The organism is Robertmurraya sp., from assembly GCF_036676585.1.
Classification (GTDB): Bacteria; Bacillota; Bacilli; order Bacillales; family Cytobacillaceae; genus Robertmurraya_A.
In genome coordinates this window covers 1-15,243 of record NZ_JAKFCQ010000164.1, presented here as the reverse complement: position 1 = coordinate 15,243, position 15,243 = coordinate 1, and the positions used below count along the sequence as shown (strand labels likewise).

Annotated in this window: 14 protein-coding genes; 12 read left to right on the top strand and 2 right to left on the bottom strand. The window is 39.9% G+C overall.

The annotated features are described in order from the left end of the window. The first annotated feature begins 197 nt into the window (after positions 1-197). The 5 genes from ACGLXV_RS20415 (at position 198) to ACGLXV_RS20395 (ending at position 6,468) form a co-directional block, all read left to right on the top strand. A complete protein-coding gene (locus ACGLXV_RS20415) occupies positions 198-737 on the top strand; it encodes an outer spore coat protein CotE (RefSeq protein WP_119707616.1) in 540 nt (179 codons plus the stop codon). A gap of 137 nt (positions 738-874) precedes the next feature. Then, positions 875-3,469: a DNA mismatch repair protein MutS gene (mutS, locus tag ACGLXV_RS20410; RefSeq protein WP_391560123.1), complete on the top strand. Its 2,595-nt coding sequence runs from the start codon at positions 875-877 to the stop codon at positions 3,467-3,469. A 21-nt stretch (positions 3,470-3,490) separates the two neighbouring features. Next, positions 3,491-5,350, top strand: coding sequence for a DNA mismatch repair endonuclease MutL (gene mutL / locus ACGLXV_RS20405; RefSeq protein ID WP_391560122.1), 1,860 nt, complete (start codon positions 3,491-3,493; stop codon positions 5,348-5,350). A 147-nt stretch (positions 5,351-5,497) separates the two neighbouring features. Next, positions 5,498-5,944, top strand: coding sequence for a hypothetical protein (locus ACGLXV_RS20400; protein WP_391560121.1), 447 nt, complete (start codon positions 5,498-5,500; stop codon positions 5,942-5,944). Between the two features lie 116 nt (positions 5,945-6,060). Further along, positions 6,061-6,468, top strand: a complete 408-nt coding sequence (locus tag ACGLXV_RS20395) for a hypothetical protein (protein WP_391560120.1) — start codon at positions 6,061-6,063, stop codon at positions 6,466-6,468. A 55-nt stretch (positions 6,469-6,523) separates the two neighbouring features. Here ACGLXV_RS20395 and mreBH read toward each other — a convergent pair whose 3' ends face one another. Next, the gene (gene mreBH / locus ACGLXV_RS20390) at positions 6,524-7,531 is read right to left on the bottom strand and encodes a rod-share determining protein MreBH (RefSeq protein ID WP_119707621.1); all 1,008 of its coding nucleotides are present in this window, start codon (positions 7,529-7,531) and stop codon (positions 6,524-6,526) included. Between the two features lie 259 nt (positions 7,532-7,790). Here mreBH and miaA point away from each other — a divergent pair, with 259 nt between their 5' ends. The 7 genes from miaA to glnA all read left to right on the top strand — a co-directional run bounded on the left by miaA (position 7,791) and on the right by glnA (position 14,730). Further along, positions 7,791-8,789, top strand: coding sequence for a tRNA (adenosine(37)-N6)-dimethylallyltransferase MiaA (gene miaA / locus ACGLXV_RS20385; protein ID WP_391560119.1), 999 nt, complete (start codon positions 7,791-7,793; stop codon positions 8,787-8,789). Further along, a complete protein-coding gene (hfq, locus tag ACGLXV_RS20380; RefSeq protein ID WP_119707622.1) occupies positions 8,786-9,025 on the top strand; it encodes an RNA chaperone Hfq in 240 nt (79 codons plus the stop codon). The genes miaA and hfq overlap by 4 nt, the downstream gene beginning before the upstream one ends. A 205-nt stretch (positions 9,026-9,230) precedes the next feature. Beyond that, complete coding sequence (spoVK, locus tag ACGLXV_RS20375; RefSeq protein ID WP_119707623.1) at positions 9,231-10,172, top strand: stage V sporulation protein K; 942 nt, start codon at positions 9,231-9,233, stop codon at positions 10,170-10,172. Positions 10,173-10,275: 103 nt separating this feature from the next. After that, on the top strand, positions 10,276-11,532 hold the full coding sequence (gene hflX, locus ACGLXV_RS20370; protein ID WP_119707624.1) for a GTPase HflX: 1,257 nt from the start codon (positions 10,276-10,278) through the stop codon (positions 11,530-11,532). Between the two features lie 13 nt (positions 11,533-11,545). Beyond that, positions 11,546-12,817, top strand: a complete 1,272-nt coding sequence (locus tag ACGLXV_RS20365; RefSeq protein WP_391560118.1) for a methionine gamma-lyase family protein — start codon at positions 11,546-11,548, stop codon at positions 12,815-12,817. Between the two features lie 135 nt (positions 12,818-12,952). Beyond that, complete coding sequence (locus tag ACGLXV_RS20360; RefSeq protein ID WP_119707626.1) at positions 12,953-13,360, top strand: MerR family transcriptional regulator; 408 nt, start codon at positions 12,953-12,955, stop codon at positions 13,358-13,360. A 35-nt stretch (positions 13,361-13,395) separates the two neighbouring features. Then, positions 13,396-14,730: a type I glutamate--ammonia ligase gene (gene glnA / locus ACGLXV_RS20355; protein WP_119707627.1), complete on the top strand. Its 1,335-nt coding sequence runs from the start codon at positions 13,396-13,398 to the stop codon at positions 14,728-14,730. Between the two features lie 351 nt (positions 14,731-15,081). Here the strand turns inward: glnA and ACGLXV_RS20350 are convergent. After that, the coding region (locus ACGLXV_RS20350) for a LexA family protein (RefSeq protein WP_391560188.1) at positions 15,082-15,243 on the bottom strand (162 nt) is incomplete at its 5' end.

The window sequence follows — 15,243 nt, the reverse complement described above, 5'->3', positions numbered from 1 at the left end:
TTTCCCTCAACCAATACAATATTCCATAGAATTCCCCAGCCCCTTATATAATTCCTCACCTTTTCTAGGTATTAGCATAGAATGCACTATATCCGCCACCGAATGCCGAAAGAAATACAAACATGAAAAATATTATCACACTAGTCTAATGTCCCGCATAGGATGAAGTGAAAATGAATGAGGAGGGTTCGCTCGCAATGGCAGATTACAGAGAGATTATTACAAAAGCGGTCGTAGCGAAAGGACGTAAGTTTACACAGTCTAACGATACGATTCGCCCGGATCACCAACCGACTAGCATCCTTGGTTGCTGGATTATCAATCATACGTATGAAGCTAAAAAGGTTGGAAAAAAAGTCGAGATTCACGGCTACTATGACATTAACGTTTGGTACTCCTTTAATGATAATACAAGAACTGAAGTAGTAACTGCACGTGTTGACTATTGTGACGTCATTAAGTTAAAGTACCGCGATCCAGATTGCCATGATGACAACGATGTTATTGCTCGTGTCGTTCAGCAGCCAAACTGCATAGAAGCTGTTATCTCACCGAACGGTAATGCAATTATCGTTCACGTGGAAAGAGAGTTTCTTGTAGAAGTAATTGGGGAAACAGTGGTTTGTGTAGCTGTTTACGATAATTGTGACTGCGACGACGACTGGGGATTAGATGTCGAAGACGAAGAGTTTGAAGATTTGAATCCAGATTTCCTAATCTGTGACGAAGAAGAGTAATGGCGAACTAGGAAGGTTTCACTTCCTAGTTTTTCTTTGTGGCTGATATTTACAGCTTCCAAAAAACCTTTCCCTTCATTCTTTATGTTATAATAATGATCAGAGTGAAAGATAGAAATAGGGTTTTGGAGGATTGTATGGCTACATATACGCCGATGATACAGCAATATTTAAAGGTAAAGGCAGAGTATCAGGATGCCTTTTTATTTTTTCGTCTTGGGGATTTTTACGAGATGTTTTTTGATGATGCCGTCAAGGCTTCACAAGTACTAGAAATTACATTAACTAGCAGAGATGGTGGGTCTCTGGATCGTATCCCTATGTGTGGGGTTCCTTACCATGCTGCTCCTCAATATATTGAACAGTTAATTGAAAAAGGATTTAAAGTCGCGATTTGTGAACAAACGGAAGATCCGAAGCAGGCAAAAGGTGTGGTTCGGAGAGAGGTAGTTCAGTTAATCACTCCTGGAACAATGATGGAAGGAAGAGGACTGAATGAAAGAGAAAACAATTATTTAGCGACCATCTCTAAGTTCTCCGATGATCAGTATGGGTTTGCGGTGAGTGATCTGACTACAGGGGAATCTCAAGTAACCATCACAAAGAGCATGGATGAAGTTCTAAATGAACTGGCAACATCTGGTGCTCGTGAGGTCGTCATTTCTGCTTCTCATTCGGATGAGCTGCAGAAAAAAATTCGTGAGCGAGGTCAAGTGACCCTTTCAATGGAAGAAGATATTCAAAGTTATTCTTCGTTTGAAGCTCTTTTGTCACACTTAACCAATGATGAGCTTAAGCAGACGACCGCAAGATTATTTAATTACTTATATCGAACACAAAAAAGATCGCTTGATCATCTTCAGGCTGTTCGGTTTTATACAGTAGATCAATATATGAAAATAGATTATTACTCGAAACGTAATCTCGAATTAACAGAAACGATTCGATCGAAAGGCAAAAAAGGGTCTCTTCTATGGCTACTGGATGAAACAAAAACGGCGATGGGAAGCAGAATGCTCAAGTCATGGGTCGATCGTCCACTTATCAATCAGCAACAAATCGAGCTTCGCCATTCCGTTGTAGATACGCTTGTTAGTTATTATTTTGAACGCCAAGAAATCCGTGAAAAGCTAACGGAAGTTTATGATCTAGAGCGCCTAGCAGGACGGATTGCATTTGGTAATGTGAATGCAAGGGATCTCATACAGTTAAAAAAATCGCTTATACAAATTCCGTTATTAAAAAGTATGGTTGAGAATTTACCAAACGAAGCAACGAAACGTTTAGCAGACAAGCTTGAACCATGCGAAGAAATAACTGATTTATTAGAAACAGCGATTGTTGACAATCCACCGCTTTCAATTAAAGAGGGAAATATCATTTCCGACGGGTACAATGAAGAACTTGATCGCTACCGTTATGCGAGTCGAAATGGAAAGCAGTGGATTGCCGAGCTTGAAAAAGAAGAGCGTGAGAAAACGGGAATCAAATCGCTTAAAATCGGATACAACCGTGTGTTTGGTTATTATATTGAAGTGACTCGTGCGAATCTTTCCTTATTAAAAGAAGGTCAGTACGAAAGAAAGCAAACACTCGCAAACGCTGAACGCTTTATTACACCGGATTTAAAAGAAAAAGAGACATTGATTTTAGAAGCGGAAGAAAAAAGTACAGAGCTTGAGTATGAGTTGTTTACAACCATTCGTGAGTACGTAAAGGAATATATTCCACATATACAAAGATTGGCTAAGGTCGTAAGTGAACTGGACGTTCTGCAATGTTTTGCAGAAATTAGTGAAGCACGTCATTACACAAAGCCAAGCTTTACTACTGACAGACAATTGGTGATTAAAAATGGTCGTCATCCGGTTGTTGAAAAGGTTATGAATGCTCAGGAATACGTACCAAACGACTGCCATATGGGGGAAGAGCGAGAAGTTCTATTAATTACTGGACCGAATATGTCAGGGAAAAGTACGTACATGAGACAAATTGCGCTCACTTCGATTCTTGCTCAGATTGGCTGTTATGTTCCGGCAGATGAGGCCAAGCTGCCAATCTTTGATCAAGTGTTTACGAGAATTGGAGCAGCAGATGATTTAATTTCTGGACAAAGTACGTTTATGGTGGAAATGCTTGAAGCAAAAAACGCCATCGTTAATGCAACCAAAAATAGCTTAATTCTATTTGATGAAATCGGGCGAGGAACCTCTACCTACGATGGAATGGCGTTAGCACAGTCAATCATTGAGTATATTCATGAACGAATTGAGGCGAAAACGTTATTCTCGACTCATTACCATGAATTAACCATTCTCGAAGAGCAGCTTCCGATGTTAAAGAACGTCCATGTAAGCGCGATTGAGCAAAATGGAAAAGTGGTGTTCCTTCATAAAATCAAAGAGGGAGCAGCTGATAAGAGCTACGGAATTCACGTGGCAGAACTAGCGGAGCTACCAAAGGAACTGATTGCTCGTGCGAATGAAATTTTAAAAGCATTAGAGTCAGGTGACAACACAACTGCCAAAGAAGAAAAGAAAGTAGTAACGAATAAGGTGTCAGAAGATGCTCAACTGTCATTTTTTGATGAACCAAAGATTGAAGCAAAAGCAAACCTATCATCGAAGGAAAAGAAGACACTTGAGTCTTTGAAATCGCTAAATATATTAGAAATGACTCCTATGCAGGCTTTTAATGTTTTATTTGATCTTCATAAGCAGGCAAAGAGCTAAACATCTCAGGGAGGTGAGACGATGGGGAAAATCATTCAATTAGATGATCGACTATCGAATAAAATTGCTGCCGGAGAAGTGGTTGAACGACCGGCATCTGTTGTAAAAGAACTTGTTGAAAATGCAATTGATGCAGGTAGTACTGTGATTGAAGTAGAGGTTGAGGAAGCGGGATTAGGTAAAATTCGAATACTCGACAACGGTGACGGTATTTCGGAAGAAGATGTACTAATGGCGTTTCAGCGTCACGCGACTAGTAAAATAAAAAACGATGAGGATTTGTTTCGAATCCGAACACTTGGGTTTCGTGGAGAAGCATTGCCAAGTATCGCTTCGGTAAGTCGTTTTGAAATGAAAACATCAACGGGTGAGGTTGGTTCAAGAGTCGTGTTTGAGGGTGGAGTTTTGCAGGTTCATGAAGCAGCGGCTGCCAGAAAAGGAACCGACATTATTGTTACGGACCTTTTCTTCAACACGCCTGCCCGCTTAAAATATTTGAAGACCGTTCACACGGAGCTTGGGAATATTACCGATATTATGAACCGTCTTGCGCTAAGTCATCCTGAAATTTCGTTTCGCCTGATTCATAATGATCGAAAGCTCCTTCACACCACTGGAAACGGTGATGTCCGTCAAGTATTAGCTGCCATTTATGGAGTAAACATCGTGAAGAAAATGGTTCCTATTACAGCTACCTCACTAGATTATAAGGTAACAGGTTGGATTGCTCTTCCTGAGATTACGAGGGCTTCAAGGAACTATATATCTACCATGATTAATGGGCGTTTTATAAAAAACTATCCTCTAGTAAAAGCAGTACAGGAAGGTTATCATACATTATTACCAATTGGCCGTTATCCAATTGTTTTATTGTCAGTCGAAATGGATCCCATTTTAGTAGATGTGAATGTGCATCCGTCTAAGATGGAAGTGCGTTTAAGTAAGGAGCAAGAGTTAAACCAGCTCGTTACAGACGTGATTAAAAAGGTATTTAAAAGTCAAGAGCTTATTCCTTCAGGTTTTATTCAACAGGAGAAAAAAGAAAAGCCACCATCGGAGCAAACCTTTCTCGAGCTTGATCATGTGGTGGAAAAAGAGATCCCAGTTGAGAGAGCTGTTTTTAAAGAGTCCACATTAAGAGAACCTAATAGAACGGAAAGAGTGGAAGAACTTATTCAAAGACCTGTTTCCGTGGTAAAAGAAGAATCCCTTGCTCCTATTAGGACGGAATCTGTTACGGTGGTTGAGATAGAAGAGGAAGTCGTAGCTGAAACAGATCTCCTCCAAGAATCAAAATTAAGAGTTCCTCCATTTTATCCAATCGGCCAAATGCATGGGACGTATATTCTAGCTCAAAATGAAAAAGGGCTTTATATTATTGATCAGCATGCGGCACAGGAAAGAATCAAATATGAGTACTTCCGTGAAAAGGTGGGAGATGTTCAAAGTGAGCTCCAAGAGTTACTCGTACCGATAACGCTAGAGTATTCTACTGATGAAGCGCTAAAGATTATGGAACATCAACACGAGTTAGAGAGAGTGGGTGTGTTCTTAGAGCCGTTTGGACACAACAGCTTTATTCTTCGCTCACATCCACAGTGGCTCCCAAAAGGGGAAGAGAAAGAGCTTATGGAGGAAATGATTGAGCAGCTTTTACACATGAAAAAGGTCGATATTCATAAACTGCGTGAAGAAGCGGCCATCATGATGAGCTGTAAGGCCTCCATTAAAGCAAACCATCATTTGCGGCAGGATGAAATCCAGGCCCTGTTAGATGAGCTGCGATCTACTTCAGATCCGTTTACCTGTCCGCATGGAAGGCCAATTATTATTCATTATTCTACCTATGAAATGGAAAAAATGTTTAAACGTGTAATGTAAGAACTGGGTTCAATAGAATCTAGTTTTTCTTTTTGGTTATTGGAGTAATTTTACACAAAAAGGGCAAAAATAAGAAAAGTGTCGAACAAATTGTATAGCATGCGCATCGTTTATCCTATATATTGAAGGTAGAAAGGGGGGGGATGAATGTTTGTTTTTGGATTGCTAACGACAATTCTTCCGGTTGTGATCGTTATTTTTGCCATTGCTTATATTGCGAAAAACAAAAACAAGGAGGATGAAGAAAACATGATACGGCACTTATACACATATTTAGTTTTATTTGCAACCTTAATGATGGTCATCGGTGGTGGAATTTCCATATTTATGGCTACTGCTGACTTAGTGAGCCCAGCAGGATATTACCAGAGTTTTTCTGACTACGAAATGATGCGAGAGAGCGAAAAGGTAGGTGGAGACACTCAAATAAGCGAGGAAGAGCTACGCGCCGATTATGAACAAGTGGTGGAAGATGAAAAATCGAGAATTAGAGAAAATGCCAAAAACCAAATTATTAAAAGCTTAGGCTTTATTGTCATTCCTCTTCCGATATTTATTTACTTTAACAGAATGAGAAAAAAGCATGTTGAGTAAAGCTCCTTTTCTTAGGGGCTTTTTTTATGCCTAATTATTCGAGATATATACCCGTTTTTTGGGATAAGTACATATAGTATCATGTATACAACTTAGAAGAAAAAGGGGAATGCCAATTGAAACGAGGAATGAGAAGACCTTTCCCTTTCGGTATGGGGAATATTGGTGGATATCCAAACTACAATCCGTTTTCCCAATTTGATAGTTTTGGATATCCTGATGCAAAATACTATGGATTTGAAGATCAGGTGCCAAGCAAGGTCGGTATCGGAGGTTCCAATTATAGTCCGTTTTTTGGCTATGGAGCACCAAGCTTCGGTCATTCAGGCTATGGATATCCTTCTCCCTACGGAGGGCCTGGATTTACTCCTGGGTTTGGAGGCGGATACGGCTTAGGTTATGGTGGTGGTCCTGGAATGGGATATGGTGGAGGGATTAGTCCGCTCGGTGCTGGATTACTAGGGTTTGGTGCGGGGTTGCTCGGTGGAGCTCTTTTTGATAATAAAGGTCGATGGTACTATTAAAAATGAAGAAGTCCCAAGGTAGAACCGTGGGACTTCTTCGAAGCTTATGGGGAAGTTACCTTGCCACAGAAGGTAACTTATGAAGATAATCAAGTGCCCTACCCGTACCAATCGCTACTGATTCTAACGGTTCATTAGCTAAATGAACGGGAACGAAGATTTGCTCGCTTAGCCACTGCTCCATGCCTTTTAGTAGAGAGCCTCCACCTGTTAAAATGACTCCTCGGTCTACTATATCACCGCTTAATTCGGCTGGACTGTCTTCTAACGTAGCACGAACAGCTTCTAGTATATGAAGCAGTGATTCTTTAATAGCATCACGAACTTCGTAGGAATGTAGTTCGATAGTTTTTGGTAAACCAGTTAGCAAGTCTCTTCCGCGAACTTCTAGCACTTCTTTTTCGTGGTCCACAAGGGCATAACCGATTTCCATCTTAATTTGCTCGGCTGTTCGCTCCCCAATTAGAACATTATATTCTTTTCTTACATACTGAATAATATCGTCATCCAAATGATCGCCGCCAATTCGAATAGAGTGGCAGGCAACGACGCCTCCGAATGAAATAATCGCTACTTCAGTAGAACCTCCGCCAATATCTACTACCACATTGGCTACAGGCTCATCCACAGGAAGTCCAGCTCCAATTGCAGCGGCCACTGGTTCTTCAATAAGAAAGACTTTTTTGGCACCTGCGTTTTTTGCGGCATCCTGAATGGCTCTTTTGTCCACACTGGTAGAGCCAGCTGGTGTACAAATGACCACATTAGGTTTTCGAATCGTTAACCCCATTCTAGTTGAAGCTTTTGTAATAATGTACTTTAATAATTCAGACGTGATATCATAATCGGCAATAACTCCGTTTTTTAGAGGGCGAATCGCTGTAATTTTACCAGGCGTTTTTCCGATCATTGCTTTTGCTTCTAGCCCTACCGCTACGATTTTATTCGTTGTAGTATCTAGTGCAACAACAGATGGCTCATTAAAGACAATTCCTTTATTTTTACTATATACAAGTACGTTTGCGGTACCTAAATCAATTCCAATCTCTAACGTTCCAAACATATCTATCCCACCAATTCATTTTAAGTCTCTTTACACTCTTCATATAAAGTAGCACGAATTTGGGGGTTCTCTGTCGATTGTTATCGAATCGTTATATAATTGTAATGTAAAAAGAAAGAATTGGAAGTGCATGACAAAGGTATAACGGGTAAAAATCTGGTTATAATGCATAGAGGCTTACCTGCTTCTAGTTTTATGTTAATGGTGTTCCATGTTATACTACAATGCATCTAAAGTAATTTGTAAAGGCAGTGTCAGCATGATACAGGAGAAGGAAAAAGTCGTCGTCTTAATTGGACCAACAGCCGTTGGGAAAACGAGGACGAGTATTGAGTTAGCGAAGAGATTTAATGGTGAAATCATTAGTGGTGACTCAATGCAAATATATAAAGAAATGGATATCGGAACCGCCAAGATTAAGCAAGAAGAAATGGAAGGAATTACTCATCATCTCATTGATATTAAGCATCCAGATGAGACGTTTTCAGTAGCTGAGTTTCAGGAGCTAGTACGCATGAAAATTACGGATATCACCAATAGAGGAAAGCTACCAATGATAGTTGGTGGCACGGGACTGTACATTCAATCAGCCATCTATGATTACCAATTTTCTGATGCTCCGAATAATGATGAACTGAGACAACAGCTGGAAGACCGAGTGAAGACAGATGGGGTGGAAGTTCTTCATAAAGAGTTGTCTCAAGTAGATCCGGTAAGTGCGGATCGCATACATCCGAATAATGTTCGACGTGTCATCCGTGCATTAGAGGTTTTTTTGACAACCGGACAAACGTTAACGGAAATACAATCGGAGCAAGTGATTGAACCATTGTATGAAGTTTCTATCATTGGCTTAACAATGGAACGTGAACGCTTGTATGATCGTATTAATGCAAGAGTAGATGAAATGATAACAGAAGGTCTAGAAGAAGAAGTGAAAAAGCTATATGACCGTGGGCTGATGCATACACAGGCTTTGCAAGCCATTGGTTATAAGGAGTGGTTTCATTATTTTTCAAAAGAACAATCGCTTGAAATAACAATCGAGCAATTAAAGCAGAACTCTCGGCGATACGCGAAACGACAGCTTACATGGTTCCGAAATAAAATGGATGTTACATGGTTTGATATGACAGATGTGACAAATGAGGAACAGATTCAAAAAAAAATTACTGAAATTTCTACGTATATTGAAGGAAAGCTAAAAATAAAATCGAATACATATGAAATAGAGATAAAAGAGGAGGATTTATTATGAAGCAAGCCATTAATATCCAAGATCAATTTTTAAATCAACTTCGCAAAGACAGTACTAATTGTACGGTGTTTTTGTTGAATGGCTTTCAATTAAGAGGACAAATTAAAGGCTTTGATAACTTTACGATACTATTTGAATGTGAAGGGAAGCAACAGCTTGTATATAAGCATGCCATTTCTACTTTTTCACCACTGCGCAATGTTCAAATTGATTTAGAAGGACCACAGCAGCAATAATAGAACTTCATTCAAGACCCGCTTTCTTCACGGAAGCGGGTCTTTGATTTCTAAAAAAAAATTTTTTGAATACATATAGAGTAATCGCTTAAATAATGGGAAAAGCATGAGCTACTGCCAGAGGAGTAAATAACACTAAAAATAGGCTATTGTCACAATTCATGCACCAAGCGCGTATACTGTTTTATAATGTGAGGTGAAAGCTTTGGACCAACCAATTCGAATGAAAAACAATGGACAAATCAGCATTGTCTTAAATTCTCAGAAACGAAAACCCACTGTTACCGAACCATATGTGGCTCCAAAGGCCATTCCCCCAGAGCATGCAGCATTAAAGGAGATAGAGGAAGAACTTGGTGCGCTTGTTGGAATGGAAGAAATGAAGCGAATGATAAAGGAAATTTACGCATGGATATATGTGAACAAAAAAAGGGAAGAAGCTGGATTAAAAGCGGGGAAACAAGCGCTCCATATGATGTTTAAAGGAAATCCTGGAACAGGGAAAACTACTGTTGCTAGGTTGATTGGGAAGTTATTTCTGCGAATGAATGTCCTTTCCAAAGGTCATTTAATTGAAGCGGAACGGGCCGATCTAGTCGGTGAATACATCGGACATACTGCCCAAAAAACAAGAGACCTCGTTAAGAAAGCGCTCGGGGGAATTCTATTTGTTGACGAAGCCTACTCTCTTGGAAGAGGCGGAGAAAAGGACTTTGGTAAAGAAGCCATTGACACACTCGTCAAACATATGGAGGATAAGCAGCATGAGTTCATCCTAATATTGGCAGGTTATTCGAGAGAAATGGATGATTTTCTCACACTCAATCCTGGATTACATTCTCGGTTTCCCCTTGTCATCGATTTTCCAGATTACAGCATTGAGCAACTTATGGAAATTGGGCAGAGGATGCTAAAGGAAAAGGAATACACATTAAGCCATGAAGCAGAAAAGAAGCTTCGGGAGCATCTCATATGGGTGAAATCAGCGTTTAGCCCAGCTGGCTTCTCGAATGGGCGATACGTTAGAAATGTTCTCGAAAAATCGATCCGAGCTCAGGCAATGAGATTGTTAATGATAAGTAACTTCGACCGGCATGATTTAATGACGATACGAAGCAATGATCTTATATTTGAAGAAGATGACTAGAATGGGGCAGGCTAGAAGTAGCCTGCTTTGTTTCGTTATGTAGCGGATTAGTATTAAAAACGAATATTTGGTATGATATAAAAAAGGACGATGAGGTGATTTCTTGGAGCAAAAGCATGAGTATGAAAAGGTGATTCTTGTGGGTTGTCAAACCGTAGAGGATGACGAAAGATTTCACTATTCTATGGAGGAGCTAGCTTCTTTAACGGAAACCGCAAAAGGTACAGTACAAGCAACATTATCTCAAAAAAGAGACAGAATCCATCCATCTACATACATAGGTAAAGGGAAAGTTGAAGAGTTGAGAGCATTAGAGGAGGAAACGGAAGCAAATATTATCATATTTAATGATGAGCTTTCGCCGAGTCAGGTCCGAAATCTATCAAAAGACATCTCAGCAAGAATCATTGATCGAACTCAATTAATTTTGGATATTTTTGCCCAACGTGCACGTTCTAAAGAAGGGAAGCTTCAAGTCGAATTGGCCCAGCTTCAATATCTTCTTCCGAGGTTGGGTGGGCAAGGAACGCAACTTTCACGACTTGGTGCAGGAATTGGGACGAGAGGTCCGGGGGAAACCCAACTCGAGACCGATCGGAGACATATTAGAAGGAGAATTGATGATATTAAAGCACAGCTCAAAGTGATCGTGCAGCATCGTGATCGTTATCGTGAGCGTCGGAAAAAGAATAAAGCCTTTCAAGTGGCGTTAGTCGGGTATACGAATGCGGGTAAATCGACATTATTCAATCGTTTAACGGAAGCGGATTCGTTTGAGGAAAATCAATTGTTTGCCACACTTGACCCGATGACGAGAAAAATGATTCTTCCAAGCGGATTTAGTACGTTACTAACAGACACGGTTGGATTTATTCAAGACCTACCAACGACATTGATTGCTGCCTTTCGATCAACATTAGAAGAAGTACGAGAAGCTGATCTTCTTTTACACGTCGTTGATATGTCGAGTGCGGATTCATATCAGCATGAACAAACGGTACATAAGTTGTTGGAGGATTTAGATATACAACAAATTCCTCAGTTGACCGTATATAATAAAAGAGATATGAAAAATCCTGACTTTGTTCCAACCGCCAAAACAGAAACGCTGCAGATTTCAGCATTTAGCGAGGAAGATCGCTATTTATTAAAGCAAAAAATAGAACAGGTGATTATTTCAGAAATGAAATTTTACCAAGTTGAGGTTCCTTCCACAGAAGGAAAACTGTTAGCTCAATTAAAAAATGACACGATTTTAAGGGAGCTAGCATTCGAGGAAGAAAAGGATATGTATCTGTGCAAAGGATATGTACTTAACGATCACCAAATATTAGGTCAAATTAATCAATACAGTATTTAGTTAGGAGAACAACATGTATCAGCATTTCACATTTGGGGAAGCATTAAAGCCGATCGTTCGACAGGTCGAAGAGCAAATTTTTATGAAGCATAAACAAATTGGTGAGACGGTGGAAGCGAATCAGTTTCGCGTTCTAGAAAGCTATCAGCGCCATCAAGTGAGTGATTCTCACTTTATCCCTTCAACAGGATATGGTTATGATGATATTGGTAGGGATACATTAGAGAAGATTTATGCCGATGTGTTTGGTGGAGAAGCAGGTCTTGTACGTCCGCAAATCATCTCCGGTACTCATGCAATTTCAATTGCTTTATTTGGTGTATTACGACCCGGAGATGAGCTTCTTTACATAACAGGAAAACCGTATGACACATTGGAGGAAATTGTAGGGATTCGTGGGAATGGTGTAGGTTCTTTAAAGGAATTTGGAATATCTTATCAAAGTGTTGATTTAAAAGAGGATGGACAGGTCAATTACGAACATGTAAAAACAATGATTAAGCCGAATACAAAAATGATCGGTATTCAACGTTCCAAAGGGTATGCAAACAGACCATCTTTTACCATCAATCAAATTAAAGAAATGATTGAATTTGTTAAAAATATAAAAGAAGATGTTGTCGTATTTGTTGATAATTGTTATGGTGAATTTGTAGAGTTAATGGAGCCTTGCCATGTAGGCGCTGACTTGATGGCAGGCTCTTTAATTAAGAACCCTGGTGGGGGGCTTGCCAAAACTGGTGGGTATATCGTTGGGAAAGAAAAATATGTAGAAGCATGCTCCTATAGGATGACCTCACCAGGTATTGGAGCAGAAGCGGGTGCCTCTCTTTATAGCCTTCAAGAAATGTACCAAGGCTTCTTTTTAGCACCGCATGTGGTTGGACAAGCATTAAAGGGTGCTGTTTTTACCTCAGCCATGCTTGACAGATTAGGAATGAACACAAATCCAGCCTGGGATGCAGAACGGACAGATTTGATTCAATCGGTTCAATTCGATGACAAAGAGAAAATGATTGCCTTTTGCCAAGCCATTCAATTTGCTTCTCCTATTAACTCGCATGTAACGGCATACCCGGCTTATATGCCTGGTTATGAAGATGATGTGATCATGGCTGCGGGAACATTTATACAAGGGGCTAGCATTGAATTAAGCGCCGATGGACCAATACGACCACCGTATGTTGCTTATGTACAGGGAGGACTAACCTATTCTCATGTGAAAATGGCCATACTGATCGCGTTGAACCGATTAGCTGAAAAACAACTAATTGATTTTAATTAAGTAGATTATACAGAGGGTTTTAATAATTCTCTTTTTCTACAAAAAATCCATGTTATATAAACTAACATTATGTTGACAGAAAAACTGACATTTCATATAATAAGAATATGAAAGAAAGAAATGGAGGGACAGCAAATGAGCGGAAGTGATATCCGTCGTTCCATGCCATTATTTCCAATTGGAATTGTGATGCAGCTTACAGAACTATCTGCAAGACAAATTCGATATTATGAAGAGCACCAATTGATCTCTCCGGCTAGAACTGAGGGAAACAGAAGAATGTTTTCTTTGAATGACATTGATCAGCTTTTAGAAATAAAAGATTTGATCGAGCAAGGTGTGAATCTTGCAGGAATTAAGCAAATTTTTTCTGTGAAAGAGCAACAGGTGCTATCAGAAGAAATAGTGAAGGAAGCAGAGAAAGCAAGACGTGATCTGTCCGATGATGAGTTACGTAAAATGTTGCGCTCAGAGCTTATGCAAGCTGGCCGCTTTAATCGTTCGTCGTTGCGTCAAGGTGATATGTCACGCTTTTTCCACTAATAAAAAGAGATTTACTATTCAAGGGAGGAAACAAAATGGCTAAGTTTACAAGAGATGATATTACAAGAATGGCAGAAGAACAAAATGTTAAGTTTATTCGTCTGCAATTCACTGACATCTTAGGAACAATCAAAAACGTTGAGATTCCTATCAGTCAGCTTGAAAAAGCTTTAGACAACAAAATGATGTTTGACGGTTCTTCTATCGAAGGTTTCGTTCGTATCGAAGAGTCAGACATGTACTTATATCCAGACTTAGACACATGGGTAGTTTTCCCTTGGACAGCTGAAAAAGGTAAAGTGGCACGTTTAATCTGTGACATCTACAATCCAGATGGAACTCCATTCGCTGGTGACCCACGTAACAACTTAAGAAGAATTATTAAAGAAATGCAAGACTTAGGATTCTCTGATTTCAATCTTGGACCTGAGCCAGAATTCTTCTTATTCAAGCTTGATCAAGCTGGAGAGCCTACACTTGAATTAAACGACAATGGTGGATACTTCGACCTTGCTCCAACAGACCTTGGTGAAAACTGCCGTCGTGATATCGTGTTAGAGCTTGAAGAAATGGGCTTTGAAATTGAAGCATCTCACCATGAGGTAGCTCCAGGACAACACGAAATCGACTTCAAATATGCTGATGCATTAAGCGCTTGTGACCAAATCCAAACGTTCAAGCTTGTTGTTAAAACAATTGCACGTAAGCACGGTCTACATGCTACATTCATGCCGAAGCCATTATTCGGAGTAAACGGTTCTGGAATGCACTGTAACGTTTCTTTATTCAAAGAAGGCAAGAATGCATTCTTCGATCCAACTGGAAACTTAGAACTAAGCGACACTGCTCGTCAGTTCATCGCTGGTATCATTAAGCATGCACCAAACTTTACAGCTGTAACGAACCCAACTGTAAACTCTTATAAGCGTTTAGTACCTGGTTACGAAGCACCTTGCTATGTTGCATGGTCTGCTAGAAACCGTTCACCGCTAATCCGTATCCCTGCATCTCGTGGAATTTCCACTCGTGTAGAAGTACGTAGCGTTGACCCAGCTGCTAACCCTTACTTAGCAATGGCAGTATTACTTGCTGCAGGTCTTGACGGAGTGAAGAACTCTTTAACACCACCAGCTCCAGTTGACCGCAACATCTACGTTATGAACAAAGAAGAGCGTCAAGCTGTAGGTATCGAAGATCTACCAGCTACACTTGCTGCTGCTTTAGATAACTTAAAATCAGACGAAACAATGGTTTACGCTCTTGGAGAGCATATCTTCGAACACTTCGTAGAAGCAAAAGAGATCGAGTGGGATATGTTCCGTACACAAGTACATCCATGGGAGCGCGAGCAATACATGTCAATGTATTAATCCGTTTAAAGAAAACCCTCAACACTTTAATGTTGAGGGTTTTTTGTATGTTTGTTAATGGTGGGGTTACGGTTATGACTTTAACTTGATCGTAATATAAGTTTCGAGGTCATAAAAGTCCGTTTACGACATGAAGTATACATTTCACCAAGCTACTGATGTCATAAAAACTTGTTTATGACGTTAAGGAGGCAAATGAGGCAGCACTCATGTCATAAGTCAATTAACGATCTCAGACTCGTGAATAAAAATCTCAATAATCTCATGGCCCATTGGTTTAGTCGAAGAAGGAGCTTTGAGCCATTGTAATTATAAAAAAGCAAGCATCCTTTGATGCTTGCTTTCACTTTATTAATGAATATGACGATATACTCCAATAACTTTTCCTAGGATGGACACATTTCGTAGGATAATTGGTGCTAGAGAAGAGTTCTCTGGCTGCAAACGGACATAGTCCTTTTCTTTGAAGAATCTCTTAACTGTTGCCTCATCTTCCTCAGTCATGGCAACAAC

Excerpts from the sequence above, each read along its gene's own strand:
- hfq (WP_119707622.1), top strand. The coding sequence starts at position 8,786 with ATGAAGCAAGCCATTAATATCCAAGATCAATTTTTAAATCAACTTCGC.
- mreBH (WP_119707621.1), bottom strand. The coding sequence starts at position 7,531 with ATGTTTGGAACGTTAGAGATTGGAATTGATTTAGGTACCGCAAACGTA.
- ACGLXV_RS20365 (WP_391560118.1), top strand. The coding sequence starts at position 11,546 with ATGTATCAGCATTTCACATTTGGGGAAGCATTAAAGCCGATCGTTCGA.
- ACGLXV_RS20400 (WP_391560121.1), top strand. The coding sequence starts at position 5,498 with ATGTTTGTTTTTGGATTGCTAACGACAATTCTTCCGGTTGTGATCGTT.
- mutS (WP_391560123.1), top strand. The coding sequence starts at position 875 with ATGGCTACATATACGCCGATGATACAGCAATATTTAAAGGTAAAGGCA.
- glnA (WP_119707627.1), top strand. The coding sequence starts at position 13,396 with ATGGCTAAGTTTACAAGAGATGATATTACAAGAATGGCAGAAGAACAA.
- ACGLXV_RS20415 (WP_119707616.1), top strand. The coding sequence starts at position 198 with ATGGCAGATTACAGAGAGATTATTACAAAAGCGGTCGTAGCGAAAGGA.
- ACGLXV_RS20360 (WP_119707626.1), top strand. The coding sequence starts at position 12,953 with ATGAGCGGAAGTGATATCCGTCGTTCCATGCCATTATTTCCAATTGGA.
- mutL (WP_391560122.1), top strand. The coding sequence starts at position 3,491 with ATGGGGAAAATCATTCAATTAGATGATCGACTATCGAATAAAATTGCT.
- miaA (WP_391560119.1), top strand. The coding sequence starts at position 7,791 with ATGATACAGGAGAAGGAAAAAGTCGTCGTCTTAATTGGACCAACAGCC.